Below are 24,186 nucleotides of genomic sequence, written 5' to 3' on the forward strand. Positions count from 1 at the left end.
CGCCGCGTATTCGGCCGGGTCAATCCAACCTCTGCATTTCGTCGTTGTTCCTGAAAACCGCGCTTGCCGGCGGGTCAGGCGATCAATCGCGGCCAAACGGCACTGCTGCGCCGGGCGAAGGCGCCGATATGACCGATTTCGGACAGTCCGAAATCCTTCGGCTGCAACAAACGCCGACGGGCGGTCGGACCATAGAGTTCAGACAGCCGCCAGACCGCGGGCGGTGGCACAGTCTGGTCATCCTCGAACGCAATGATATCCGCCGTGGCGTTCGCCCGACTCCAATCCGCTTGGGGAAGCGTGTCTCCCAATTCGGGCAGATAGCTGGTGGGCGATGTACACCACTTGCGCCATTGCCAATAGACGCCCGCCGGCAAATCGGCTCCGAATCCCAGAAGTTTCCCCGGCAGGTACCCCAGAAGACGCACCAGAGGTGGCACGTGGCCATACCAGAACAGAGTCGCCAAGCCCTTGTAGGGCCACGGGTGATCGGCCACCGTCACCAAACCTGCGCACACACAGATCATCCGGTCGATCTGTTCGATTTCCGGTTGCAGCGGACCCAGCATTCCACCGACCGAATGCCCGATCACCCACAGTTTTGCCTGCGGGTATCGACGGCGCATCTCGGCACGCGCTGCGGGCATGTCGATCAGCGCCCAGTCCGCCATCGTGGCCTTCGAGTCTTTCAGCCGCCCGGTCAGCGAATGCTCGAAATCCCGGTAGTCATATGTCAGGCAAGCCATACCGCGCTCGGCGGCCAGCCAGCGAGCAAAGTGCTGATAGTAGTCACGTGGCACTCCTGTTGCGCCGTTCAGCACAACAACGGTTTGCGGCTCGACCGCCGGAGTGTAAAGCCGCGCCGCCAGCTGGGTCTGGCCCGACGGAAACTTAAAGTCTTCCACGTCAACCGCGTGCTGCGAATCCAACATCTTTGCCTCCAAACACTCTGGACCGATCGGTCTAATACTTTGTGTCTGGACCAATTGGTCTAGGCCTGTCAATATTTGGCCTGCATGACCCAACGTCCACCAAACACCAAAGATCGCCTGATCGTGACTGCCGCCAAACTGTTCCAGCGCTCGGGCTATAACGGTGTCGGTCTGGCGGAATTGCTGGCCGAAGCGCAGGCCCCCAAGGGTTCACTGTATCACCATTTTCCAAAGGGCAAGCCGGATCTGGCCCTGGCGGCGGCCAGTTGGGCCTCGGACGGGATGTTGAACATGATCGCTGCGGCATTCGACGACGCCGCGGATTTTCGCGACGGGGTCATCACCCTGTGCCACAAGATCGCGAAGCTGTTCGACACCTCGGCCCAATGGGAGACCTGCCCGATCGCCGCCACCCTGTTCGAAAGCCCCGACAACCGCGCGTTTCGGGAGCATGCCGACCGTCTGTATGAAAGCTGGATCATCGAAGTTCGAAACCACGCCGCGCGGTTCGGAGTTTCCGACCCCGAAAATACTGCGGACACCCTGTTCATCGTGATGCAGGGCGGCTGGCAATTGGCCCGTGCCCGCAGGGATTCGAATGTGCTGCGCAGACTGCCTGATCTGTTCCCTTGGAACTCACTCCGGCAACCGGGCTGAAACCGTCTTGACTCGATCCCGGATACACCGCTAGCGATGAGGGGATGGTTCCCGTGCCGTTTCGGTCCGGGATGAAAAGGGAACACGGTGCGGTCCAACCCGGAACTCCGGAGCGGACCAAGGCCGCGACTGCCCCCGCAACTGTAGGCGGAGAGCGATGCCGAAATACCACTGACCGCAAGGTTGGGAAGGTCGGCAAAGCAAAGACCCGCAAGTCAGGAGACCTGCCATCAAACGTGAAACCGAAACTCGGACGGGGTGTCCGGGCAGGGTCTGGCCTTGAAACCGGCGTCTGTCCAAATCCACCCCGCCCAGCGCGCGGAGGGCGCAACATGATTTGGAAGACCGACACCCATGAATTCGCGGCAACTATCTGCCAGCGCACCGGAAAGACCTGCCCGGCACTGGCGCGCATGGCACGGGCCATCGCGCAGGCAATGGCGACGGCGCAGGCCGCGACATCCCCCGACTTCCAAGTGGAAGGCAGCAGCGAACTGGCCCACTGCGAACATGGCTGCACGGCGCGGTTCGATGCACGTCCCGAACGGATCCGCGTGTATTGCGGAGCGGCCGCCGACACCCCGTCCGACCGCCTTGAAACCTATTCCGACATGCTGTTTGACGACCAGAGCGACGCCCTGCCCGCGCAGGTCATCAGTGATCGACCCTGTGCGATGCTGCAGGCCACAGCGATCATGCCCGTGGTCAGGGCCGAGGGCGAGTTTCGCGCGACCGCCTGAAGGTCAGGTCGCCAGAGCCTCGCGCGCCGGGGCGACGGCCCAGTCCATCTGAGCATCGGTTTCGACTGCGCAGGGGCGTACGGCCCGCAGGCGTTTCAGGGCCTGTTCCGGCTGCTCGCCGCTTTCGATCATCAAGCGCAGAACAACCATGCCCGACCGCCCGCAACCGCCCCGGCAGTGGACCAGCACCCGCCCGCCGCCCGACAGCGCATGGCGGGCGGCGGCGCTGACTTCGGGCCAGCGGCCGGATATCTCGGTCGACGGCGCCGAGAAGTCGGCGACCGGCAGATGTGCCCACCGACAGGCGCGCCGATGGATGTCACAACCCAATTCGCCCGCACCCACGGCAACCAGTTCGGCAAGGGTTGTCATCGAAATCACCAGCCCCGGCGCCCAGGCTGAAATCAGGTCCAGGTCTCCCTCATAATCGCCGCCACCGCCGGGAACCGAGGTCAGGGCCAGCGTACCGCCGCCCACCTGCAATGCATGAACCACAAGATTTGTCATCAGACGTTCCCCCCGAAACTGGCTGATTGAACTTGATCCGCGCAGTATGCCTCACACCGCGCGCTCGCCAAAGCGAAAAACCTGCACCGGCGCTGTGGACGCGGGGCACCGGGAACTCTACCCTGCATCGTCAGTACGAATCCGTCAGAGCAGACATGACCACACAGTCCAGCCCCGCCTATCAGGTTCTCGCCCGAAAATACCGCCCGGAAACCTTTGCCGATCTGGTCGGTCAGGATGCCATGGTGCGCACGCTGAAAAACGCGTTCGAGGCGGACCGGATCGCGCAGGCCTTCATCATGACCGGCATCCGCGGTACCGGCAAGACGACCACGGCCCGGATCATCGCCAAGGGCATGAACTGCATCGGCCCCGACGGCAATGGCGGCCCAACGACCGAACCCTGCGGCCAGTGCGAGCATTGCGTGGCCATCATGGAAGGTCGCCATGTGGACGTGCTGGAAATGGACGCCGCCAGCCGCACCGGCGTGGGCGACATCCGCGAGATCATCGACAGCGTGCGCTATCGCGCCGCCAGCGCGCGGTACAAGATCTACATCATCGACGAAGTCCACATGCTGTCGACCAGCGCGTTCAACGCGCTGCTGAAAACGCTGGAGGAACCGCCCGAGCATGTGAAGTTCATCTTTGCAACGACCGAGATCCGCAAGGTGCCGGTCACCGTGCTGTCGCGCTGCCAACGATTTGACCTGCGCCGGATCGAACCCGAAGTGATGATCGGCCTGCTGCGCAAGATCGCCACCGCCGAGGGCGCGGAAATCTCGGATGACGCGCTGGCACTGATCACCCGCGCCGCCGAAGGCTCGGCCCGGGATGCGACCTCGCTGCTGGATCAGGCAATCAGCCATGGTGCCGGCGAAACCACCGCCGACCAGGTGCGCGCGATGCTGGGACTGGCCGACCGGGGCCGCGTGCTGGACCTGATGGACATGATCCTGCGCGGCGATGCGGCCGGGGCCCTGACCGAACTGGGCGCGCAATATGCCGAGGGCGCCGACCCGCTGGCAGTGCTGCGCGATCTGGCCGAAATCACGCATTGGGTCTCGGTGGTGAAGATCACCCCCGACGCAGCCGAAGATCCCACCGTCTCGCCCGATGAACGCACCCGCGGCCAGCAGATGGCCGAGGCGCTGCCGATGCGGGCGCTGACCCGGATGTGGCAGATGCTGCTGAAGGCACTAGAGGAAGTCTCGGCCGCCCCCAACGCCATGATGGCCGCGGAAATGGCGGTGATCCGTCTGACCCATGTGGCCGACCTGCCCAGCCCGGAAGAGTTGATCAAGCGCCTTCAGGACAGCCCTCCACCGCCTGTCGGCGGGCCGGGGGGCGGCGTTCCGGTCGCCGGAAACAGCGCCCCGCCCGTGACCGCGACGGCCTCGGCCCATGCGCCGGCCCCGCGCGGTGCGGGCGGTGCGCCGACGGCGGCGTTGGCTCAGGACGTGCAGACCGCGCTGGCGCGTTATCCAACGTTCGAGCATGTGGTCGAGCTGATCCGCGCCAACCGCGACGTGAAGCTGCTGGTCGAGGTCGAAAACGGCGTCCGCCTCGTCTCGTACCAGCCGGGCCGGATCGAGTTCACGCCCACCGAAAAGGCGCCCACCGACCTGGCCGCGCGGCTCGGGTCGGCGCTGCAGCGCTGGACCGGCAATCGCTGGGCGGTCTCGATCGTCTCGGACGGCGACGCCCCCACCATCGCCGAACTGCGCGACGCGGCCGAGCTGGCGCTGAAGGCCAAGGCCGAAGAACACCCCCTGGTGCAAGCGGTTCTGACACGGTTCCCCAAGGCCCGCATCACCCGGATCGAAACCCCCGAGGACCGTGCCGCCAAGGTCGAAACCGAAGCCCTGCCCGAGGTCGAAGACGAATGGGACCCGTTCGAGGAAGACTGATCATCCGCGCAGAAGGCGCGCTGCCCTTGTGAAGGAGGCAGACGGCCCGTATTTAGGCCGCAAATCGAATGACAGGAGACATACAGATGCTCAAAGGACTCGGCGGTCTGGGCGACATGGCCAAGATGATGAAATCCGCGCAGGAACTGCAGACCAAGATGGCGCAGATGCAGGAAGAGCTGAACACCATCATGGTCGTCGGCGAATCCGGCGCGGGCCTGGTCAAGGCCACGGCCTCGGCCAAGGGCGAGTTGAAAGGTCTGGACATCGACCCCTCGATCTTCAACAGCGACGACAAGGAAGTGGTCGAGGACCTGATCCTGGCCGCCATCAAGGATGCGCAGACCAAGGCAGCCGAGCGGTCGCAGGAAGAAATGGCCAAGCTGACCGAAAGCATGGGCCTGCCAGCGGACATCAAGCTGCCGTTCTGATCTTCGCCCCTCAAACCCCCGCCGCCAAAGCCACGCAGGACAGGCCATGAGTTCGAACAGTGACATCGACGCCCTGATCGACTTGATGGCGAAGCTGCCGGGGCTGGGGCCGCGCTCGGCCCGGCGGGCGGTGCTGCACTTGATCCGCAAACGCGCCCTGCTGCTGACGCCGTTGTCGGACGCCATGCAGCAGGTCGCCGCCACCGCGCGCGAGTGCCTGAACTGCGGCAACGTGGGCACCACCGACATCTGCGACATCTGCAATTCCGAAGACCGCGCCACCGGAGAGCTGTGCGTGGTCGAAGACGTGGCCGACCTGTGGGCGATGGAGCGCGCAGGTGTGTTCAAGGGCCGCTACCACGTGCTGGGCGGAACGCTCTCGGCGCTGGACGGCGTCGGACCGGAAGAACTGCGCATCCCCCGCCTGCGCGATCGCGTCACCGCCGAGAACATCACCGAAGTGATCTTGGCCCTGAACGCCACCGTCGACGGGCAGACCACGGCCCATTACATCGCCGATCAGCTGGAAGGGCGGGTCCGCCTGACCTCACTGGCGCAGGGCGTGCCGATCGGGGGCGAACTGGACTACCTGGATGACGGGACGATCACCGCTGCGCTGCGGGCGCGGAAAGAACTGTAGCCGCCGCCTGCTGCCTACAAGCAGCAGGCTCTCGCCCCCTCTCGATTGCAAGGAACCACTTGACCCATCGGTCAGGTGTAGGCACCCGAAGAGTAGGTCAATTCATAGGAATGGCTGTAGATCTCGAAGACTATCCCGAACGGATCCTCGACATAGACCATGCGGTAGGGTTTCTCGCTGGGGTAGTAGTACCGGATAGGCATGCGTTGCTTCCCGCCGGCCGCCACGATTTTTTCCACCAAGCCTTCGACATCAGGATCCTGGACGCAGAAATGGAACGTCCCGTTCCTGCGAAAGTCGATGTTGTTTTCCGGCGCGTAGTTCCCATCAAACTCAAAAAGCTCGATCCCGATACGATCGGCGGTCGCCAGATGCGCGATACGCAGTTTTTTCCAATTCGGGCCAAACACGTCCGTGCACATCACGCCGATGTCCGTGTCATCCTCGACCACGTCGGTTGGCGGCATGATCACGTAAAATCCCAAAACCTCGGAATAGAATTTCACGGCTTCGTCCACGTTCGGGACGGACAACCCGATGTGAGAGAATGTTCTTGGATGTTGAGGCATGGCTTGCTCCTTGGTCTATTGGGCAAGACGTATTTTGCAACGTCCTTGTTTCAAGCGCCCGCCCCACAAGGCAAAGCCGTGTTGTTCCATGCACATAGATCATCATGCACTGCTGCCGAGGCCTAGAATGATCTTTCCGTCGACCCCCCACCGTGTACTATGCCCTAGCCTGACCCATTTGATATCGGAACCCGCCATGAAACGCCTTCTCGCCCTGACCTTCGCCGCCTTCACCGCCACTTCCGCGTGGTCACAGCAACTGGTCGACAAGGGGTTCGTCGAAGGCTGGAACATCATGATGGACCCCAATCTGGGCAACGGCTGTCTGATCCAGACGGTGTATCAGGACCTGTCCGTGGTGCGCCTGGGCTACGATGCGCTGGACAATCGGGGCTATTTCACCGTTTTCCACAAGGGGTGGGGCAACATCGAGCCCGGCAAATCCTATCCGATCCGGTTCGAGCTGGACGGCAAGAGCTTTGACGCCACAGCCATAGGGTTCAAGCAGGATCGGGTGCCCGGTGCGACCGTGTTCTTCACCGACCGGAACTTTGTTGCGGCCATCGCCCAGAACAAGACGATGACGATCTACAACCCCGCAGGCGAGCGGGTTTTGGCGATCGATCTGAAGGGCACCGCCAAGGCATTGGACTATGCGCGGGACTGCCAGAACAAGAAGCTCTAGCGAATCGGATCGAACACCGCGTCCGAGGCGGTACAGTCCCGGATGACGTCTCGCCCGCAGGGCACCGGGTCCAGGTCGCGCGACAGGCAGATGCGCACTTCTTCGATGTACCCGCTGTTGCAGGTGACGGTGATCATGTCGGGTTCCAGCCCCGGATTGGCACTGAGGAAGGCATCCTCGACCACGCGCGCCGGCAGTTTCACGGCTTTGTCCAACTTGCGAAACACCGGCGGTCGGGTGATGCGGTCATAGGCTTGCCGGGACAACGCGTAGTAGTCCGCTGCGGACAGGCTCGAACAGGTGCCGTGTTTCTTCCACTGGTGCCAGGCCAGACCCGAACTGCCTTGAATATCTTCCATCTGTCGGGTCATCGCACGGGACGGCGGCGCCTTGGCTGTCGGGCAATAGGAGGGCCAGCCTTGGTGGTATTGCGGCCACAACCCGTGCAGGATCCAGCCGTGATCGTGGCGCGCATCGCATTGGTCGGATCCGCGCGCGTCGCCTTCGCGGGCGCACCAGTTGGGCGACCAGCTCAGCGACAGGACGTAATAGTCGAACTCGCCTGACTTCTCGCCATCGGCCAGCGCGGCCGTCGCGCCCAAAATCCACACCAGCAGCCCCAATAACGCCCAGCGCATTCGCCTCTTCCCTTCTTGCATCTGCACGACTATATACGGGCCAAGTTCCCCGACAACGGAAACCTGCCCCAAGACCACGGGGCCGCCGAATTCCGGCGACGGGACAGATGTATTCAAAGGAGACGGGCTGATGGCAAAACCCCTGATGGCCAAGGCAACCGCCGTTTGGCTGGTGGACAATACCACGATCAGCTTCAAGCAGATCGCGGATTTCGTGGGCATGCACGAGTTGGAAGTGCAAGGCATCGCTGATGGCGATGTGGCGGCAGGCGTCAAGGGGTTCGACCCGATCGCCAACAACCAGCTGACTCAGGAAGAGATCGACAAGGCCGAGAAAGATCCGCTGCACAAGCTGAAGCTCAAGTTCAACCCGGCCGCCGCCGGCGAGGAAAAGCGCCGCGGTCCGCGCTACACGCCGCTGTCCAAGCGTCAGGACCGACCGAACTCGATCCTGTGGCTGGTCAAGTTCCACCCGGAGCTGACCGATGGCCAGATCGCCAAACTGGTTGGAACCACCAAGCCCACGATCCAGTCGATCCGCGAGCGCACCCACTGGAACATCGCCAATATGCAGCCGATCGACCCGGTCGCGCTGGGCCTGTGCAAACAGTCCGAACTGGATGCCGCCGTCCAGAAAGCCGCCGCCAAGAAGGCCGCCGAAGGTGGCGTCATGAGCGATGACGAGCGCCGCAAGTTGGTCTCGACCGAACAGTCGCTGGAAATGGATGCCGCTCCCAAGATCCCCACGGCGATCGAGGGGCTGGAAACCTTCTCGCTGTCCGATGACGGCGACGAGGAAAAAGAAGACGAAGCAGTGGTGGATGCCGACAGCTTCTTCAACCTGCCCAAGGGCGGCGCCGAAGAAGACGACGAGGACGACCTGCGCAACTGACACTGTGCTGGCCCCGGTCCGATGGACCGGGGCCTTTTTGGAACTGGACCATGCTGAACATTCTATCGTCTATCTTCGGGCCGCACCGGGCGGTTTCGATTTACGCTTTCGCAAAAACAAAGGGACTGGCCATTCTGGGCGGCGTGGCCGTTATCGCCGTAGCTGCCGGTCTGCTGCTGTTCAGCGGCGATGGGAAACACGAACACGAAGCGTTTCTGACCGTTCCCGTGCTGTCGGCCACACCGATCAATGGAGATCTCAAGAACGGGGTCATCGCGTCGGTTCGATTACCGGACGGATCGGCAACTTCAATCACCGCGACCGAGGCGCCGATCGCGCGCAGTGTCGGAACCACGGCCTGTGTAGAAAAGCGGGTTTACGTGGACAGCGGCGAACCGCGCTATCGGTTCAAATTGCCAAGCAACTGCGGCGCAAGCTGATTTGCAGAACCGCCCGGAGAATACTCCGGGCGGTTTTCTTCTTACAAAAGCTGGAACAGGATCCCGGCTGCAATAGCTCCGCTGATCCCAAGCCCGATGTAGGCTGCGAACACACGGGGTTTGACCAGAGACCAGACAGCCGCCATGGCCGGAATGGAACTGACGGCCCCGGCGATCATGAACGACATCGCGGCGCCCGCGCTCATCCCCTGCTCCATTAGGCCGGCCAAAAGCGGCGGCGCGACATACGAATTCAGGTAGGCCGGCATCCCGACAAAGGCGGCGATCACGATCGGCAAGGCACCGTCGCCACCGACCAGCCGCGCGATCAGATCAGCCGGAACATAGCTGACCAGCAGCGCCTCGAGCACATAGGCCAGAGCGAGCCACTTCAGCAGGAACAGGCCGTTCTGCACGAATTCCCGACGGAACCGGGCGCGGCGTTCGGGCTCTTGCCAAAAGCGCCAAAGCAGCGTGTCTTTCTTCGGACCGCAGCCACAGCATCCGGCCGGTTCATAGTGGCGCAGAGGTTGGGCAAAGGCACCCTGACGCATGAGAAAACGCACCGCGAACCCGCCGAACAATCCCAGTGCCACGGCTGCAACGGCTTTGCCGATCGCAAACGGCCAGCCCAAAGCGCCCGCCGTAATCAAAAGCGTGGGCGGGTCAATCAACGGCGAGCTTAGCCAGAAGGCCATCACCGCTGACAAGGGCGCACCCAACGCAAGCAGGCCTGCGATGAACGGAATCACCTCGCAAGAGCAGAACGGAGCCAACCCGCCAAACAATGCGGCCAGCAGGATCATCCGGGTTTCGCGGCCCTCGAAGGCCCGGGCAACCATAGTCTCGGCCCCGCTGGCCTTGAGGTAGGACAGCAACAGCACTGCAAACAGGATGTACTGACCGGTGTGCACCAGAGCCTTGGCTGCAAAAGTCGTGACGTTCACCCAATTGCCCGGGTCCAGAATGGCCACTAGCACAAGGATCACCACGATCAGGGCCCAGGGTGTCTTCAGCAGACCGGACAGGGTTTGACCAACGGCCTTCGGGGATTGGGTCAATTCAGCCATCGTTGGTAACCTTTCTGGATTCGTCCGCGCAGCATTCGCTGAGGATGAACTGCGCCAGTGATCTCAATTCATCGAAACATGCACGGTTGATTGTGGTCCGACCGGATTTCTCCTGCTCGACCACGCCGCCCGCCGCCAAGAATCGCAGGTGATGAGCAAGGGTGGATGGTGCCATCCCCGTGCGGCTTTGGATTTCCCCGACCGTCAGACCGGCCTGTCCGGCCCGTACAAGGGTCTTGAGCACCTGCAATCGCGCCTCGGACCCCATCGCGGAAAACCCTGCAGCAGCTTTTTCCCACATTTGGTTATCTCCATTAAACTAGATTTCTAGTTTTTTAGTGATAAGCAGAGCCCGAGTCAACCGCATCGATAAATTTCCGTTGATCCCGAATAAGTCCAGATTGCCCTGTATTTAAGTCCAACATATAACGAGGCATGGGAATTTCGGTCGATACCTTCTTTCTGAAACCGGGCGGTCAGGGCACTCTGCAGGCGCAGATCCAGCAGATGATTGCCGAGGGCATCCTGTCAGGCCGCTTTCATGTCGGTGAGAAACTGCCGTCGTCGCGCAAACTGGCCGCGCATCTGGGTGTCAGCCGCATCACCGTGACGCTGGCCTATACCGAGCTGCTGGCAAATGACTATCTGACGGCCAAAGGCCGGTCCGGGTACTACGTGTCGCAGAACGCACCGGTGCCACCGAAATACACACCGGTTCAGCGCAGCGAAGAAACCGTCAACTGGGACGCCGCACTGGCCCGCCGCTTTTCCGAGGGTGATTTTCTGGCCAAGCCACCGGATTGGCGAGAATATAGCTATCCGTTCATCTACGGCCAGGCCGACCGCACCCTGTTTGATCATGCGAACTGGCGCCTCTGCGCCGTTCGGGCCCTTGGCCACAAGGATTTCGACTCGCTGACCGGCGACTACGTGGATCAGGACGATCCGTTGCTGATCGAGTTCATTGCCCGCCACACCTTGCCCCGCCGCGGTATCGCCGCTCGGCCCGAGGAAATCCTGATCACGCTGGGCGCTCAGAACGCCCTTTGGCTGACCTCGCGCATTCTTCTGGGCCATGGGCGCAAGGCTGCGATCGAGGATCCCAGCTACTACGCTCTGCACGAGCTTATGCGCTGCTCGGATGCCTCGATGACACCATTGCGGGTGGACAAGGATGGGTTACCGCCCGAGTCCATCCCGGACGGCACCGACGTGATCTACACCACGCCCAGCCACCAATGCCCGACAACCGCGACAATGCCCGTCGCCCGGCGTCACGACCTGTTGAAACGCGCCCGCGAACTGGACGCGATGATCGTCGAAGATGACTATGAGTTCGAGATGGCCTTCTTGGGTGCCCCGTCCCCGGCGCTCAAGTCCTTGGACAAGGACGGGCGTGTGGTCTACGTGGGCAGCTTTTCCAAGTCTTTGTTCCCGGGATTGCGGTTGGGGTACATGGTCGGATCCGAACCGTTCATCCGCGAGGCCCGCGCGCTGCGGTCGCTCGTTTTCCGACACCCACCCGGCCATATCCAGCGAACGGCGGCCTATTTCCTGTCGCTCGGGCACTATGACGCCCAGATACGGCGTATGTCCAAGGCTCTGATGCAGCGGCGCAAGACGATCGAGGACGCGATCGAGGCGAACGGGTTGACCGTGGCCGGACGCGGTGTCTTTGGTGGATCGTCGATGTGGATGAAGGCACCGGACCACGTCGACACCGCCGAACTGGCGAAAACGCTGCAGAATCAGAGTGTTCATATCGAGCCCGGTGCTGCGTTCTTCTCGGGGCCGGATCGGCCCAGGAACTATTACCGCCTGGGGTATTCCTCGATCTCGGCTGACCGGATACCTGCGGGAATCGAGCGGGTTGCGGCCGCAATCCGGGCCTGCTGAGGCCACACTGGACCTACTCCGGCGCCGTGTCTGGCCCTAACCCAGATGCCCCCGTTGCGCCAAAACCAATGGCAAGCCAAGGCGTATCGCCTGACCGTTTCCACCATTGCTTGGAGAGCGTCCAAATGAAAATGACGACAGAAGAGGCCTTTGTTAAGGTTCTGCAGATGCACGGCATCGAACACGCGTTCGGGATCATCGGCTCGGCCATGATGCCGATCTCGGACCTGTTCCCCAAGGCCGGGATCATGTTCTGGGACTGCGCTCATGAAGGCAGCGCCGGCATGATGGCCGACGGTTACACCCGCGCCACCGGCAAGATGTCCATGATGATCGCACAGAACGGCCCCGGCATCACCAACTTCGTCACTGCCGTCAAAACCGCCTACTGGAACCACACACCGCTGCTGCTGGTCACCCCGCAGGCCGCGAACAAGACCATCGGACAGGGCGGCTTTCAGGAAGTCGAACAGATGAAGCTGTTCGAGGACATGGTCGCGTATCAGGAAGAGGTCCGCGATCCATCCCGCGTTACCGAGGTTCTGAACCGCGTGATCATGAAGGCCGAGCGCGCCAGCGCCCCGGCCCAGATCAACATCCCGCGTGACATGTGGACCCAGGTCATTGACGTCGAACTGCCCGCGGTCGTCGATTTCGAGCGTCCCGCAGGCGGTGAAACCGCTGTCGCAAAGGCCGCCGAACTGCTGTCGAACGCCAAGAACCCCGTGATCCTGAACGGAGCGGGCGTGGTGTTGGCCAAAGGCGGCATCGAGGCCTCCAAGGCCCTGGCCGAGCGCCTGGATGCGCCGGTTTGCGTCGGCTACCAACACAACGATGCCTTCCCCGGCAGCCATCCGCTGTTTGCCGGCCCGCTGGGCTACAACGGGTCCAAGGCAGCGATGGAGTTGATCAAGGAAGCCGACGTGGTCCTGTGCCTCGGCACGCGCCTGAACCCGTTCTCGACTCTGCCGGGCTATGGCATGGAATACTGGCCGGCCGACGCCAAGATCATCCAGGTCGACATCAACCCCGACCGGATCGGCCTGACCAAGAAGGTCTCGGTCGGTATCGTCGGCGACGCGGCCAAGGTGGCGAATGGCATCCTGGCGCAGCTGAGCGACACGGCCGGAGACGAAGGCCGCGCCGAGCGCAAGGCCAAGATTGCCGAGAAGAAGTCGCGTTGGGCCCAGCAGCTCAGCAGCATGGACCACGAGGACGACGATCCCGGTACCAGCTGGAACGAGCGCGCGCGCGCGGCCAAACCCGACTGGATGAGCCCCCGCATGGCATGGCGCGCCATTCAGGCCGCGCTGCCGAAAGAAGCCATCATCAGCTCGGACATCGGCAACAACTGCGCCATCGGCAACGCCTACCCGTCCTTTGAGGAAGGTCGCAAGTATCTGGCCCCCGGCCTGTTCGGACCGTGCGGATATGGCCTGCCCGCCATCGTCGGCGCCAAGATCGGCTGCCCGGACGTGCCCGTAGTTGGCTTTGCCGGTGACGGCGCCTTCGGCATCGCGGTGAACGAGCTGACCGCCATCGGCCGCGAGGAATGGCCTGCCGTGACGCAGATCGTGTTCCGCAACTACCAGTGGGGCGCGGAAAAGCGCAACTCGACCCTGTGGTTCGACGACAACTTCGTGGGCACCGAACTGGACACCAAAGTGTCCTATGCCGGCATCGCCCAAGCCTGCGGCCTGAAGGGTGTCGTCGCCCGCACCATGGACGAGCTGACCGCCGCCCTGAATCAGGCCATCGAAGACCAGAAGAATGGCATCACCACCCTGATCGAAGCCCTGATCAACCAGGAACTGGGTGAACCGTTCCGCCGCGACGCGATGAAAAAGCCTGTGGCCGTGGCCGGCATTTCGGCCGACGACATGGTGCCGCAGCAGGTCTGAGCGGGAACGGAGCTGGAGCGGATGACCCTGACACCCATTGAGTTGTTGCGTCAGCAAGCTCCGGCAATCCGGCCAATCGTTGCTCTGAGCGAAGGCAGTGATCCCCGCATCGTTGCGGGGGCGCTTGCCGCCCGGTCCGCAGGGCTGTCCGACATCATCCTTGTCGGTCCGCGGGCAGAAATCGAAGCCGAGTTGCTGGCGCAGGGCGCCGCACCGGGAGATGACCTCTCCATCCATGACCCGACCGAGTCGCCGCTGACCGAGGAGTTCGCGGCCATCTACCACGATCTGCGCCGGCACAAGGGCGTTGATGCAGCGTCGGCCCGGTCCGCGGCCGAAACGCCCTTAGTTTACGCTGCCATGCTGGTCCGGACGGGCCGTGCCACGGGAACGGTCGGCGGCGCTGTTCACACGACCGGTGATGTGGTGCGAACGGCGATTCAGGTGATCGGCCTAGCACCGGATGCCGGATTGGTGTCCTCGTTTTTCCTGATGTACCCGCCGGACCCGGGCGGACCTGATGCGCGCGCGATGCTGTTTTCCGATTGCGGGCTCGTGATTGATCCGACCGCATCGGAGCTGGCCCATATCGCAGCCGCCTCGGCCCAGTCGGCCCGGGCCATCCTGCGGGAACAGCCGTCGCTGGCGATGCTGAGCTTTTCGACCAAAGGCAGCGCAAGACATCCCGGTGTCGACAAGGTCACCGAGGCAACACGTCTTTTGCGCGAACAGCATCCCGAGCTGCATGTCGACGGCGAGCTGCAATTCGACGCGGCTTTTCACCCCCCCGTCGGCCAGAAAAAGGCTCCTGGATCGACAGTGGCCGGAAAGGCCAACGTCATGATCTTTCCCAATTTGGACGCGGGAAACATCAGCTACAAGATCACCCAGAGGATCGGTGGATACATGGCGATCGGTCCGGTGCTGCAGGGTCTGGCCCGACCGGCGAATGATCTGTCCCGCGGCTGCAGCGCCGAGGATGTCGAACAGATGATCGCCGTGACCGTGCTGCAGGCATTGGGAACATGACCATCAAATCTGGCGCCATCGTCAGAACAGTATTCTAAATCCGGGCTGAAAGTGACAAGTTCGTCCCGACGCAAACGACTGGATCCGCAAATGACCCATCAGCAGCCAATCCTCGACACGTCTCCCAAGGTCTCGGACGAGGTTCGCAAGACAACCTGCTACATGTGTGCCTGCCGATGCGGGATCAACGTCCACATGAAGGATGGCAAGGTCGCTTACATCGAGGGCAACCGTGACCACCCGGTGAACAAGGGGGTTCTGTGCGCCAAAGGCAGCGCGGGCATCATGCAGGTCAACGCCCCTTCACGCCTGCGCGCTCCGCTCAAGCGGGTGGGTCCGCGCGGGTCGGGTGAGTTCGAGGAAATAAGCTGGGACGAAGCGTTGGACATCGCCGTCGGCTGGCTCAAACCGCTGCGCGAGGACAACCCCGAGAAGCTCGCCTTTTTCACCGGCCGCGACCAGTCGCAATCCTTTACCAGCTTCTGGGCCCAGAATTTCGGCACCTGCAACTATGCGGCCCATGGCGGTTTCTGCTCGGTCAACATGGCGGCCGGCGGCATCTACACGATGGGCGGCGCGTTCTGGGAATTCGGCCAGCCCGATTGGGACCGCACCAAGCTGTTCATGCTGTTCGGCGTGGCAGAAGACCATGACAGCAACCCGATCAAGATGGGTATCGGCAAGATCAAGGCGCGCGGTGCCCGCGTGATCGGGGTGAACCCGATCCGCACCGGCTACAACGCAGTGGCCGATGACTGGGTCGGCATCACGCCCGGGACCGACGGGCTGTTCATCCTGTCGCTGATCCATGTGTTGATGAAAGCCGGCAGGATCGACCTGGATTACCTGAGCCGCTATACCAACGCCCCTGTCCTGATGAATGCCGCCGAAGGTCCTGAAAAGGGCCTGTTTTTGCGGGACGCGGACGGCAAGCCGTTGGTGATTGACCGGGTCACGGGGCAACCGACGGCCTTCGACAAACCGGGCGTCCGGCCGGACCTGACCGCCACCTATGAAATGGACGGCATCACCCACCGGCCGGTCTTTCACCTGATGGCGGAAAAATACCTCAGCGACGAATACGCCCCCGAAGCGGTGGCCGAAGAATGCGGCATACCCGCCAGCCGGATCCGCGCCATCGCCGGTGAACTGGCGCGCGTCGCCTTTGACGAGGCCTTCGAGCTGGACCAGGAATGGACTGACTTCCGGGGCGAAAAGCACAGCAAGATGATCGGCCGGCCGGTGGCCATGCACGCGATGCGCGGCGTTTCGGCCCATGCCAACGGATTCCAGACCTGCCGCGCGCTGCACGTGCTGCAGATCCTGCTTGGCACGGTCGAAGTCCCGGGTGGGTTCCGCTTCAAGCCGCCCTATCCGAAGCCGGTCGAAGCGCACCCGACCCCCCATTGCAAGGTCACGCCAAACTCGCCCCTGGACGGCCCGCATCTGGGTTTCGTGCGCGGCCCCGAAGATCTGGCCCTGAAGGCCGATGGCAGCCCGGCGCGCATCGACAAGGCCTTTACCTGGGAAAACCCGATGTCCAGCCACGGGCTGATGCACATGGTGATCTCGAACGCTCACGCGGGCGATCCCTACAAGATCGACACGCTGTTCATGTACATGGCCAACATGTCCTGGAACTCGACCATGAACACTAAGGGCGTGATCGAGATGCTGACGGACAAGGATGACAACGGAGACTACGTGATTCCGCGGATCATCTACTCCGATGCCTATTCCTCGGAAATGGTGGCCTATGCCGACCTGATCCTGCCCGACACCACCTATCTGGAGCGGCATGACTGCATCTCGCTCCTCGACCGCCCGATCTGCGAGGCCGACGGTGCCGCAGATGCGATCCGCTGGCCGGTGATCGAACCCGATCGCGACGTGCGCGGATTTCAGACGGTGCTGATCCAGCTGGCCAACAAGCTGGGTCTGCCGGGTTTCACCGATGAGGACGGCTCGGCCAAATACACGGACTATGCCGACTACATGGTCAACCATCAGCGCAAGCCAGGCATCGGCCCACTGGCTGGATTCCGCGGCGCAGATGGCTCGCAGGTGGGTCGAGGCGACGTGAACCCGAACCAACTGGACCGCTATATCGAGAATGGCGGCTTCTACCTGGAACACATCCCGGACGAGGCCCTGTTCTACAAACCCTGGAACGCCGCCTATCAGGACTGGGCAGTGGGAATGGGCCTGTATGACAGCCCGCAACCCTACCTGTTCCAGCTCTATTCCGAACCGATGCGCAAGTTCCAGCTGGCCGCCGAAGGCCATGGTGACCGCCAGCCCCCCGACCACCTGCGCGGCCGCATCACGGAAACCATGGACCCGCTTCCGATCTGGTACGAGACCGACCAGACCGGAAACGAAGGCTTTACCGTAAACGCCCTGACCCAGCGCCCCATGGCGATGTATCACAGCTGGGGCACCCAGAATGCCTGGTTGCGGCAACTGCACGGGCGCAACCCGCTGTATGTTCCCACCAAGCTGATGTGCGAACACGGACTGAAGGACGGGGACTGGGCCAAAGTCAGTTCTCCGCACGGAGAAATCACCGTGCCGGTGATGGAAATGGCGGCGTTGAACGACAACACCGTCTGGACATGGAACGCCATCGGCAAACGCAAAGGGGCATGGGCGCTGCAGCCCGACGCACCCGAGGCAACCAAGGGCTTCCTGCTCAACCACCTGATCCACGAATTGCTGCCGCCCAAGGGCGACGGTCTGCGCTGGGCCAATTCCGACCCGATCACGGGACAGGCCGCGTGGTTTGACCTCAAGGTCAAGATCGAAAAAGCCGAAGCACCGGCAGACACCCAAAGCCAACCGGAATTCCCGCCAATCAACTCTCCGGTCGGTACCGGCCCCAAGGATCTCGCATGGAAGGTTGGCAAATGACCCTGCGCCACACTCCATTTGGCCCGCAATTCTCCGGGGATGAATTGAGCCGAGCGGTTCAGGAGGGGGCTGCCCCCCTTTCGGCCCCGGCCCTCGACAAAGAGCAGACGCCATGACCCAACTTCCCCAATCCACCGAGCGAAAAATGGGCCTGGTCATTGACCTGGATACCTGCGTCGGCTGTCATGCCTGCGTGATCTCCTGCAAGGGCTGGAACACCGAGAACTACGGTGCCCCCCTGTCCGATCAGGACGCCTATGGCGCGGACCCCTCGGGCACATTCCTGAACCGGGTGCACTCCTACGAGGTGCAGCCGATCGAAGGTGCCGCCCAGCTGATCCATTTCCCGAAATCCTGCCTGCATTGCGAGGATGCGCCCTGCGTCACCGTCTGCCCCACCGGCGCCAGTTACAAGCGGGTCGAGGACGGGATCGTGCTGGTCAACGAAAGCGACTGCATCGGCTGCGGCCTCTGCGCCTGGGCCTGCCCCTATGGCGCGCGCGAACTGGACGCAGCAGAGGGCGTCATGAAGAAATGCACCCTGTGCGTCGATCGCATCTACAACGACAACCTGCCCGAGGAAGACCGCGTTCCCGCCTGCGTGCGGACCTGCCCTGCGGGCGCCCGCCATTTCGGTGACCTGGGCGACCCCGACAGCGAGGTCAGCCAATTGGTGGCCGAGCGCGGCGGAATGGATCTGATGCCCGAAATGGGTACCAAACCGGTCAACAAATACCTGCCACCCCGCCCCAAGGATACGGTCGAGGACCAGATCGACATCCTGGCGCCCCTGCTGGCGCCGGTCGCCGACGAGCCGAAGGGCTTCCTTGGCTGGCTGGACAAGGCATTGGAGAAGCTCTGACATGCATCCCGCACCTTCCGTCATCCTGTTCACCACTCTGTCGGGGCTGGGCTTCGGCTTGCTGTTTTTCCTGGGCCTCGGCTTTCCGAATGTCTCGGGCTGGGTGGCCTTCGTGTTCTTCGCCATCGCCTATGCGCTGTCCGTGGGTGGGCTCATGGCCTCGACCTTTCACCTCGGCCACCCCGAGCGCGCGCTCAAAGCGTTCACCCAATGGAAGACAAGCTGGCTCAGCCGCGAGGGCTGGTCCGCAGTTCTGGCCCTGTTGGTCATGGGGCTCTATGCGATCGGCGTGATCTTTCTGGACCAGCGCTGGTCCGGTCTGGGTCTGATCGGTTCGCTGCTCTCATTGGCGACCGTATTCACGACCTCGATGATCTACACGCAACTCAAGACGATCCCGCGGTGGAACCTGACACTGACGCCCGTGATGTTTCTGAGCTTCAGCGTGGCCGGCGGCGCGCTTTTGGCGGGGCAGACCGCATTTGCGATCCCGCTGCTGTTGATCGCCGCGCTGGTTCAAATTCTGTACTGGCGTTCGGGCGATCAGGCCTTGGCCAACTCGGGAACCAACCTTGGTACGGCAACTGGTCTTGGCGACCGGGGTTCTGTCCGCGCGTTTGAACCGCCGCATACAGGAACCAACTATCTGCTGCGCGAATTCGTTCACGTTGTCGGACGCAAACACGCAGACAAGCTGCGGGCCATTTCCTTTGCCTTGGCCTTCGTGGTTCCCGTCGGTCTGTTGATCCTGCCGTTCAACCACCTGGTCGGAGCGCTGGCGGTGCTGTCTCATATGGCGGGTATCGCAACTTCGCGCTGGCTTTTCTTTGCCCAGGCCGAACATGTGGTCGGGCTGTACTACGGCAAGCGCTAAGTCGCTCTGCAGGCAAGCAAAGGGCGGTGCCGGGGCTCCCGGACACCGCCCTTTTTCTTTTGGAACACGCCTGATCAAATCAGGCCCGCATGCTCCATCGCGGCGTCAATCGCGGCCTTTGTGCTGTCTTCCAGCGTCGTCAGCGGCGACCGCACTTCTTCGGTGCAGCGTCCCAGTTTGCTGAGCGCGTATTTCGCACCCACCAGGCCCGGTTCGATGAATATGGCTTCGTGCAGCGGCATCAACCGATCCTGATACTCCAGCGCCGTCGCATAGTCGCCCGACAGGGTCGCCTGCTGGAACTCGGCACACAGCTTCGGGGCCACGTTTGCGGTGACCGAGATACAGCCAACGCCACCATGAGCATTGAAACCCAGGGCCGTCGCGTCCTCACCCGAAAGCTGGCAGAAGTCTTTGCCGCAGGCAGCGCGCTGCTGGCTGACGCGGGCAAGATCGCCCGTGGCGTCCTTGACACCGATGATCCGAGGCAGCTGCGCCAGCGCACCCATAGTGTCCGGGTTCATGTCGATGACCGAGCGGCCCGGAATGTTGTAGATGATGATCGGGATATCCGCACAGTCATGCAGCGCCCGAAAATGGGACAACAGGCCTTTCTGAGTCGGCTTGTTGTAGTAGGGCGTGACGACCAATGCCGCATCCGCACCCACTTTCTGTGCGAATCGCACGAACCGGATGGCTTCGACCGTGTTGTTCGACCCGGCCCCGGCAATTACCGGAACGCGCCCCGCGGCGGCCTTGACCACCTCGGCCACTACGGTTTCGTGTTCCTCGTGGCTCAGCGTCGGGCTCTCGCCGGTCGTGCCGACGGGCACCAGACCGGTCGACCCTTCGGCAATCTGCCATTCCACCAATTGTTTGAGCGTATCCAAGTCCAACTCGCCGTTGCGGAACGGGGTGACGAGAGCTGGCATCGAGCCTTTGAACATGGAACGCTCCTTGAGGTTCAATCGTGTGATGTGCGTCGCGGGCCGACACGAATTTAGGTTTCTTGAGTTGATCCCGGCGGCGCAAGGTTTATCCTGAATGGCTGTATCCTCGGTTGGTCGGGAAATGCAAGGGATGACACGGATTCTGTCGCTGATCGCGACGATGATTCTAGCTTTGACGCTTCAAACTCAGGGCGTGCGGGCCGATGCGGTATCCGATCTTCGGGCCGCAATGTCCGAAATGCGCAAAGGCGACTGGAACGCCGCCTTGCGCGTGGCCGGCACCCGCGGCTCGGTCGCGCGCGACATCATCGTGTGGCACTGGCTGCGCCAAGGGTTCGGCAGCTCGGGCGATGTTCTGGTCTTTCTGGACCGGCGGCCCGATTGGCCGGGCCTTGCCTGGCTGCGCCGCAAAAGCGAGCCGTCATTTACCGGCGCGGACCCGGACCGGGTGCTGAAGTTCTACAAGGACAACCCACCACAGACCGCCGAAGGAGCTCTGAACTATGCCGTGGCACTGAAGGCCAAAGGCCGGACCGGTGAGGCCGAGGCGGATATCGTCACTGCCTGGCGGACGATGCCGATGGGTTCGGGCCTGCAGCAGGACTACGTTCAGAACTTCGGGTCATTGCTGAAACCGCATCACGAGGCTCGTCTGGACCGGATGCTGTGGGATGGCCATCTGATCAGCTCGGCCCAGATGCTGCCGCTGGTCAGCGAAGACTACGGCAAACTGGCCGAAGCGCGGATCGCCCTGCAAAAGCGCCAACCCGGCGTGGATGGCAAGGTTGCCGCCGTTCCGAAGGCGCTTGCCGATGATCCGGGGCTGGCCTTTGACCGGTTCGTATGGCGGGACCGCAAAGAGCTGGACGACAGCGCCATTGACCTGATGCTGGCGCGCTCGACCAGCCCGCAGGCGCTAGGCGAACCCGACAAGTGGGCCGAAGGGCGACGCAGGCTGGCTCGGCTGGAAATGCGTCAGGGTGATGCGAACCGGGCCTATGCCATCGCCGCCAATCACCACATGACACCCGAGATGGGGTATGGTTATGCCGACCTCGAGTGGCTGTCGGGTTTCCTGGCGTTGCGCAAGCTGAACGACCCGGCCACAGCCGTTCGGCATTTCCAGAACTTTCTGGGGGCTGTGAAGTCTCCGATCTCGATGGGTCGGGGCGGGTATTGGTTGGGCCGGGCCTACGCCGCAACCGGAAACGCCGAGAAAGCCTACGAGGCTTATGCAATCGGCGCCGACTACCAAACCTCGTTCTATGGCCTGTTGGCTGCAGAACAGATCGGACGGCCATTTGACAGCGACCTGGCCAACCCGCGCCGGGCGCCCCATTGGAAACAAGCCGAGTTCGCCAAGTCCAGTGTGCTTGAGGCGGGTCTGCTGCTGATACGAGCTGGCGAGCCGGAATTGGGCGAACGGTTCCTGACGCACCTGGTCGAAAGCCTGGATCCGGTGCAGGCCGGCCAGCTGGGTGATCTGGCGGTCGAGTTGAAGGAGCCGCATCTGGCGGTGATGATCGCCAAACGGGCCGCGACGAATGGAGTCGTATTGCCCGCGGCGTATTACCCGGTGCATCCCGTTGCGGATATCGGATTGCCAATGGCCAAGGAAATGACCCTGGCCATCGCCCGCCGCGAAAGCGAATTCGACCCGGTCGTGATCAGCGGTGCCGGGGCGCGCGGCCTGATGCAGGTGATGCCTGCGACCGCCAAGCTGGTCGCGCAGGAGCTGGGCATTCTCAGCGGCCATCAGACGGGACGTTTGACCTCGGATTGGCGCTACAACGCCAAACTGGGGGCAAACTATCTGGCCGGGCTGGCTGCCGAATTCAACGGCAACGTCGTGATGATGGCCGCAGGTTACAATGCCGGCCCCAATCGCCCGAAATCATGGATGGACCGCTACGGCGACCCGCGCACCGGCGCGGTGGATATCGTCGACTGGATCGAGACGATCCCCTTCAACGAGACCCGCAACTATGTGATGCGGGTGACCGAGAGCCTGCCTGTCTACCGCGCAAGGCTGGGCAAACCCGCGCTGCCGATCCCCTTCTCGCAGGAGTTGGTCGGATCAACCCTGTCTGCGTTCGCGCCATAGGGTGAACAAACCCGCCGCTACCACCAGCCCCGCCCCGGCGGCCACCGCGGGGCGCAGGGTCTCGTCAAAGATCGTGATGCCCAGGATTGCGCTCCACATCAGGTGGAAATAGGCAAAGGGCTGTACGGCGCTGGCCTCTGCCATCTCGTAGCACTTGATCAGCAGCCAATGCCCCAGAACGCCGGTAATGCACAGCAGCCCCATCCAGAACCAATCCCGCGGCATCATCGGCTCCCAGAACCACAGGCCGATGCAGGTCATGACCAATGCACCGACGATCCCGGTCCAGAAGAAGCTGGTTGCGGTGCTGTCCTGACGCGCGGCATAGCGGGTCAGCAGACCGTAGAACGCAAACATCAGCGCCGAGATCAGGGGGATCACTGCCCACGGATTGAAGACGCCCATGCCGGGCTGCAGAATGATCAGCACACCAACGCATCCGACCCCGATGGCCGACCAGCGCCGCCAGCCGACCTTCTCGCCCAGCACCGGCCCGCTGAGCGCGGCGACCAGAAGAGGATAACAGATGAACACCGCCTGGCTCTCGATCAGTCCGAGAATGGTAAAGCCGTAGACGGCGACGCAGATCTCGCCGGCAAGCAGCAGGCCGCGCAGGATCTGCAGGCCCGGTTGCCTGGTCCGGGCCGCGGCCGCCAGACCGCCGGGTGCACGTGCCGCCAAGGCAATCACGAAGGCCGCAAAGAACCAGTATCGCAGCATGACCACCATGTAGGTGTTGTACGTGCCAGCCAGATGACGCGAGATGCCGTCCTGCAGCGCAAACACGATCGTGGCCGCGATCATCAGCGCAATACCCGCCCGCACGTTGTTTGTCTGGGTCATGCCTTGGTCGCCCGCGTCATGTGCCGTTTGCGGCCGTATCCCGGCGCGCGGGATACCGAAAACCCGGCATCCTGCAACCCACGCCGCACGAACCCGGCTGCAGTATAGGTGGCAGCCGTCCCTTCGGGCGCGGTATGGGCCGCCACTTGCCGCATCAATTCCGGCTGCCACAGCTCAGGGTTCTTGGCGGGCGAGAACCCATCCAGGAACCAGGCATCGGCGAGCCCGTCCCAAAGGGGCAGGGTCTGGCGGGCATCACCTTCGATCACGGTCAGACGCAGCGTGTCCAAATCACAGCCGCCACCCTGCCATCGGTCAAGGAACCGGTCGGCCCAAGGCGCCAGCTCGGGAAAGGCCGCAAGCGCGCGTTTCATGTCGGCAGGGGCCATTGGAAAGGCTTCGAAACTGGTGAACGTCAGCGGACCCGATTGTCCGGACTTCTCCCATTCCGACCAAGCGGTCAGCATGTTCAGTCCGGTTCCGAATCCCAGCTCGGCGATGTGAAAGCCGGGGGCAAAGCGCGCGGGCAGATCGTTGCCCTGCAAAAAGACATGACGGGTCTCCTCCAGCCCGTTCTGAAGGCTGAAATAGGGGTCGTCGAAACGATCAGAAACAGGGACTGTCTCATCCCTCCACGACAATTTGGCGCGCTGGTCTGCCATCGGGAATTCCTGTAGCTAAGCGGCGCGACACTGAACAAGGAAAA

At 62.6% G+C, this 24,186-nt stretch carries 24 protein-coding genes and 1 riboswitch; of the genes, 15 read left to right on the forward strand and 9 right to left on the reverse strand.

Going from position 1 to position 24,186, the window contains the following annotated elements; translation table 11 throughout:
- Positions 1 to 74: 74 nt before the first annotated feature.
- A complete protein-coding gene (locus K3752_RS14160; protein ID WP_260063574.1) occupies positions 75 to 932 on the reverse strand; it encodes an alpha/beta fold hydrolase in 858 nt (285 codons plus the stop codon).
- 84 nt (positions 933 to 1,016) lie between these two features.
- On the opposite strand from K3752_RS14160, the gene K3752_RS14165 reads away from it, so the two are divergent.
- Both K3752_RS14165 and K3752_RS14170 read left to right on the forward strand, forming a co-directional pair.
- Positions 1,017 to 1,589: a TetR/AcrR family transcriptional regulator gene (locus K3752_RS14165; protein WP_260063575.1), complete on the forward strand. Its 573-nt coding sequence runs from the start codon at positions 1,017 to 1,019 to the stop codon at positions 1,587 to 1,589.
- 28 nt (positions 1,590 to 1,617) lie between these two features.
- Positions 1,618 to 1,836: riboswitch (cobalamin riboswitch) on the forward strand.
- A gap of 85 nt (positions 1,837 to 1,921) precedes the next feature.
- Complete coding sequence (locus tag K3752_RS14170; RefSeq protein WP_260063576.1) at positions 1,922 to 2,329, forward strand: hypothetical protein; 408 nt, start codon at positions 1,922 to 1,924, stop codon at positions 2,327 to 2,329.
- A gap of 3 nt (positions 2,330 to 2,332) precedes the next feature.
- Here K3752_RS14170 and K3752_RS14175 read toward each other — a convergent pair whose 3' ends face one another.
- On the reverse strand, positions 2,333 to 2,836 hold the full coding sequence (locus K3752_RS14175) for a dual specificity protein phosphatase family protein (protein ID WP_170420055.1): 504 nt from the start codon (positions 2,834 to 2,836) through the stop codon (positions 2,333 to 2,335).
- Positions 2,837 to 2,991: 155 nt separating this feature from the next.
- On the opposite strand from K3752_RS14175, the gene K3752_RS14180 reads away from it, so the two are divergent.
- From K3752_RS14180 to recR, 3 genes are all read left to right on the forward strand, one after another.
- Entirely contained in the window at positions 2,992 to 4,746 is a 1,755-nt protein-coding gene (locus tag K3752_RS14180; RefSeq protein ID WP_260063577.1) for a DNA polymerase III subunit gamma/tau, read from the forward strand.
- Positions 4,747 to 4,832: 86 nt separating this feature from the next.
- Complete coding sequence (locus tag K3752_RS14185; RefSeq protein WP_005980576.1) at positions 4,833 to 5,177, forward strand: YbaB/EbfC family nucleoid-associated protein; 345 nt, start codon at positions 4,833 to 4,835, stop codon at positions 5,175 to 5,177.
- Positions 5,178 to 5,223: 46 nt separating this feature from the next.
- A complete protein-coding gene (gene recR / locus K3752_RS14190; protein ID WP_260063578.1) occupies positions 5,224 to 5,817 on the forward strand; it encodes a recombination mediator RecR in 594 nt (197 codons plus the stop codon).
- Between the two features lie 71 nt (positions 5,818 to 5,888).
- Here the strand turns inward: recR and K3752_RS14195 are convergent, their stop codons facing one another.
- Positions 5,889 to 6,386: a lactoylglutathione lyase family protein gene (locus K3752_RS14195; protein WP_260063579.1), complete on the reverse strand. Its 498-nt coding sequence runs from the start codon at positions 6,384 to 6,386 to the stop codon at positions 5,889 to 5,891.
- A gap of 196 nt (positions 6,387 to 6,582) precedes the next feature.
- Between K3752_RS14195 and K3752_RS14200 the strand changes: the two genes are divergently transcribed.
- A complete protein-coding gene (locus tag K3752_RS14200) occupies positions 6,583 to 7,071 on the forward strand; it encodes a hypothetical protein (protein ID WP_170341383.1) in 489 nt (162 codons plus the stop codon).
- Here the strand turns inward: K3752_RS14200 and K3752_RS14205 are convergent.
- Entirely contained in the window at positions 7,068 to 7,709 is a 642-nt protein-coding gene (locus K3752_RS14205; RefSeq protein ID WP_260063580.1) for a ribonuclease T2, read from the reverse strand. The genes K3752_RS14200 and K3752_RS14205 overlap by 4 nt on opposite strands.
- Before the next feature lie 130 nt (positions 7,710 to 7,839).
- On the opposite strand from K3752_RS14205, the gene K3752_RS14210 reads away from it, so the two are divergent.
- Entirely contained in the window at positions 7,840 to 8,601 is a 762-nt protein-coding gene (locus K3752_RS14210) for a DUF1013 domain-containing protein (RefSeq protein WP_093964307.1), read from the forward strand.
- Between the two features lie 50 nt (positions 8,602 to 8,651).
- A complete protein-coding gene (locus tag K3752_RS14215; protein WP_093964306.1) occupies positions 8,652 to 9,041 on the forward strand; it encodes a hypothetical protein in 390 nt (129 codons plus the stop codon).
- 41 nt (positions 9,042 to 9,082) lie between these two features.
- Here the strand turns inward: K3752_RS14215 and K3752_RS14220 are convergent, their stop codons facing one another.
- Positions 9,083 to 10,111: a permease gene (locus K3752_RS14220; protein ID WP_170588666.1), complete on the reverse strand. Its 1,029-nt coding sequence runs from the start codon at positions 10,109 to 10,111 to the stop codon at positions 9,083 to 9,085.
- Positions 10,104 to 10,412: a helix-turn-helix transcriptional regulator gene (locus tag K3752_RS14225; protein WP_170364981.1), complete on the reverse strand. Its 309-nt coding sequence runs from the start codon at positions 10,410 to 10,412 to the stop codon at positions 10,104 to 10,106. Before K3752_RS14225 ends, K3752_RS14220 begins: the two co-directional genes overlap by 8 nt.
- A gap of 134 nt (positions 10,413 to 10,546) precedes the next feature.
- Here K3752_RS14225 and K3752_RS14230 point away from each other — a divergent pair, with 134 nt between their 5' ends.
- From K3752_RS14230 to K3752_RS14255, 6 genes are all read left to right on the forward strand, one after another.
- On the forward strand, positions 10,547 to 12,007 hold the full coding sequence (locus K3752_RS14230; protein WP_170439354.1) for a PLP-dependent aminotransferase family protein: 1,461 nt from the start codon (positions 10,547 to 10,549) through the stop codon (positions 12,005 to 12,007).
- Positions 12,008 to 12,132: 125 nt separating this feature from the next.
- A complete protein-coding gene (xsc, locus tag K3752_RS14235) occupies positions 12,133 to 13,908 on the forward strand; it encodes a sulfoacetaldehyde acetyltransferase (RefSeq protein WP_260063581.1) in 1,776 nt (591 codons plus the stop codon).
- Positions 13,909 to 13,929: 21 nt separating this feature from the next.
- Positions 13,930 to 14,937, forward strand: a complete 1,008-nt coding sequence (gene pta / locus K3752_RS14240; protein WP_260063582.1) for a phosphate acetyltransferase — start codon at positions 13,930 to 13,932, stop codon at positions 14,935 to 14,937.
- A 90-nt stretch (positions 14,938 to 15,027) separates the two neighbouring features.
- Complete coding sequence (locus K3752_RS14245) at positions 15,028 to 17,847, forward strand: molybdopterin oxidoreductase family protein (protein ID WP_260063583.1); 2,820 nt, start codon at positions 15,028 to 15,030, stop codon at positions 17,845 to 17,847.
- A 112-nt stretch (positions 17,848 to 17,959) separates the two neighbouring features.
- Positions 17,960 to 18,709: a 4Fe-4S dicluster domain-containing protein gene (locus tag K3752_RS14250; RefSeq protein ID WP_260063584.1), complete on the forward strand. Its 750-nt coding sequence runs from the start codon at positions 17,960 to 17,962 to the stop codon at positions 18,707 to 18,709.
- A 1-nt stretch (position 18,710) separates the two neighbouring features.
- Complete coding sequence (locus tag K3752_RS14255; RefSeq protein ID WP_260063585.1) at positions 18,711 to 19,583, forward strand: DmsC/YnfH family molybdoenzyme membrane anchor subunit; 873 nt, start codon at positions 18,711 to 18,713, stop codon at positions 19,581 to 19,583.
- A gap of 74 nt (positions 19,584 to 19,657) precedes the next feature.
- Here K3752_RS14255 and dapA read toward each other — a convergent pair whose 3' ends face one another.
- Positions 19,658 to 20,530 (reverse strand): 4-hydroxy-tetrahydrodipicolinate synthase, encoded by an 873-nt coding sequence (gene dapA, locus K3752_RS14260; protein ID WP_170360872.1) that lies wholly within the window; start codon positions 20,528 to 20,530, stop codon positions 19,658 to 19,660.
- 133 nt (positions 20,531 to 20,663) lie between these two features.
- On the opposite strand from dapA, the gene K3752_RS14265 reads away from it, so the two are divergent.
- A complete protein-coding gene (locus K3752_RS14265) occupies positions 20,664 to 22,637 on the forward strand; it encodes a lytic transglycosylase domain-containing protein (RefSeq protein WP_260063586.1) in 1,974 nt (657 codons plus the stop codon).
- Here the strand turns inward: K3752_RS14265 and K3752_RS14270 are convergent.
- Positions 22,611 to 23,480, reverse strand: a complete 870-nt coding sequence (locus K3752_RS14270) for a DMT family transporter (RefSeq protein ID WP_260063587.1) — start codon at positions 23,478 to 23,480, stop codon at positions 22,611 to 22,613. The two genes, K3752_RS14265 and K3752_RS14270, sit on opposite strands and share 27 nt — an antisense overlap.
- The gene (mnmD, locus tag K3752_RS14275; RefSeq protein ID WP_260063588.1) at positions 23,477 to 24,142 is read right to left on the reverse strand and encodes a tRNA (5-methylaminomethyl-2-thiouridine)(34)-methyltransferase MnmD; all 666 of its coding nucleotides are present in this window, start codon (positions 24,140 to 24,142) and stop codon (positions 23,477 to 23,479) included. The genes K3752_RS14270 and mnmD overlap by 4 nt, the downstream gene beginning before the upstream one ends.
- Between the last annotated feature and the right edge of the window lie 44 nt (positions 24,143 to 24,186).

The sequence above is a fragment of the Ruegeria sp. B32 genome (assembly GCF_025141855.1).
GTDB classification, from domain to species: Bacteria; Pseudomonadota; Alphaproteobacteria; order Rhodobacterales; family Rhodobacteraceae; genus Ruegeria; species Ruegeria arenilitoris.

What these genes read in the sequence shown, in the direction of transcription:
- K3752_RS14160 (WP_260063574.1), bottom strand. Translation starts at nt 932, where the DNA reads ATGTTGGATTCGCAGCACGCGGTTGACGTGGAAGACTTTAAGTTTCCG.
- K3752_RS14165 (WP_260063575.1), top strand. Translation starts at nt 1,017, where the DNA reads ATGACCCAACGTCCACCAAACACCAAAGATCGCCTGATCGTGACTGCC.
- K3752_RS14170 (WP_260063576.1), top strand. Translation starts at nt 1,922, where the DNA reads ATGATTTGGAAGACCGACACCCATGAATTCGCGGCAACTATCTGCCAG.
- K3752_RS14175 (WP_170420055.1), bottom strand. Translation starts at nt 2,836, where the DNA reads ATGACAAATCTTGTGGTTCATGCATTGCAGGTGGGCGGCGGTACGCTG.
- K3752_RS14180 (WP_260063577.1), top strand. Translation starts at nt 2,992, where the DNA reads ATGACCACACAGTCCAGCCCCGCCTATCAGGTTCTCGCCCGAAAATAC.
- K3752_RS14185 (WP_005980576.1), top strand. Translation starts at nt 4,833, where the DNA reads ATGCTCAAAGGACTCGGCGGTCTGGGCGACATGGCCAAGATGATGAAA.
- recR (WP_260063578.1), top strand. Translation starts at nt 5,224, where the DNA reads ATGAGTTCGAACAGTGACATCGACGCCCTGATCGACTTGATGGCGAAG.
- K3752_RS14195 (WP_260063579.1), bottom strand. Translation starts at nt 6,386, where the DNA reads ATGCCTCAACATCCAAGAACATTCTCTCACATCGGGTTGTCCGTCCCG.
- K3752_RS14200 (WP_170341383.1), top strand. Translation starts at nt 6,583, where the DNA reads ATGAAACGCCTTCTCGCCCTGACCTTCGCCGCCTTCACCGCCACTTCC.
- K3752_RS14205 (WP_260063580.1), bottom strand. Translation starts at nt 7,709, where the DNA reads ATGCGCTGGGCGTTATTGGGGCTGCTGGTGTGGATTTTGGGCGCGACG.
- K3752_RS14210 (WP_093964307.1), top strand. Translation starts at nt 7,840, where the DNA reads ATGGCAAAACCCCTGATGGCCAAGGCAACCGCCGTTTGGCTGGTGGAC.
- K3752_RS14215 (WP_093964306.1), top strand. Translation starts at nt 8,652, where the DNA reads ATGCTGAACATTCTATCGTCTATCTTCGGGCCGCACCGGGCGGTTTCG.
- K3752_RS14220 (WP_170588666.1), bottom strand. Translation starts at nt 10,111, where the DNA reads ATGGCTGAATTGACCCAATCCCCGAAGGCCGTTGGTCAAACCCTGTCC.
- K3752_RS14225 (WP_170364981.1), bottom strand. Translation starts at nt 10,412, where the DNA reads ATGTGGGAAAAAGCTGCTGCAGGGTTTTCCGCGATGGGGTCCGAGGCG.
- K3752_RS14230 (WP_170439354.1), top strand. Translation starts at nt 10,547, where the DNA reads ATGGGAATTTCGGTCGATACCTTCTTTCTGAAACCGGGCGGTCAGGGC.
- xsc (WP_260063581.1), top strand. Translation starts at nt 12,133, where the DNA reads ATGAAAATGACGACAGAAGAGGCCTTTGTTAAGGTTCTGCAGATGCAC.
- pta (WP_260063582.1), top strand. Translation starts at nt 13,930, where the DNA reads ATGACCCTGACACCCATTGAGTTGTTGCGTCAGCAAGCTCCGGCAATC.
- K3752_RS14245 (WP_260063583.1), top strand. Translation starts at nt 15,028, where the DNA reads ATGACCCATCAGCAGCCAATCCTCGACACGTCTCCCAAGGTCTCGGAC.
- K3752_RS14250 (WP_260063584.1), top strand. Translation starts at nt 17,960, where the DNA reads ATGACCCAACTTCCCCAATCCACCGAGCGAAAAATGGGCCTGGTCATT.
- K3752_RS14255 (WP_260063585.1), top strand. Translation starts at nt 18,711, where the DNA reads ATGCATCCCGCACCTTCCGTCATCCTGTTCACCACTCTGTCGGGGCTG.
- dapA (WP_170360872.1), bottom strand. Translation starts at nt 20,530, where the DNA reads ATGTTCAAAGGCTCGATGCCAGCTCTCGTCACCCCGTTCCGCAACGGC.
- K3752_RS14265 (WP_260063586.1), top strand. Translation starts at nt 20,664, where the DNA reads ATGACACGGATTCTGTCGCTGATCGCGACGATGATTCTAGCTTTGACG.
- K3752_RS14270 (WP_260063587.1), bottom strand. Translation starts at nt 23,480, where the DNA reads ATGACCCAGACAAACAACGTGCGGGCGGGTATTGCGCTGATGATCGCG.
- mnmD (WP_260063588.1), bottom strand. Translation starts at nt 24,142, where the DNA reads ATGGCAGACCAGCGCGCCAAATTGTCGTGGAGGGATGAGACAGTCCCT.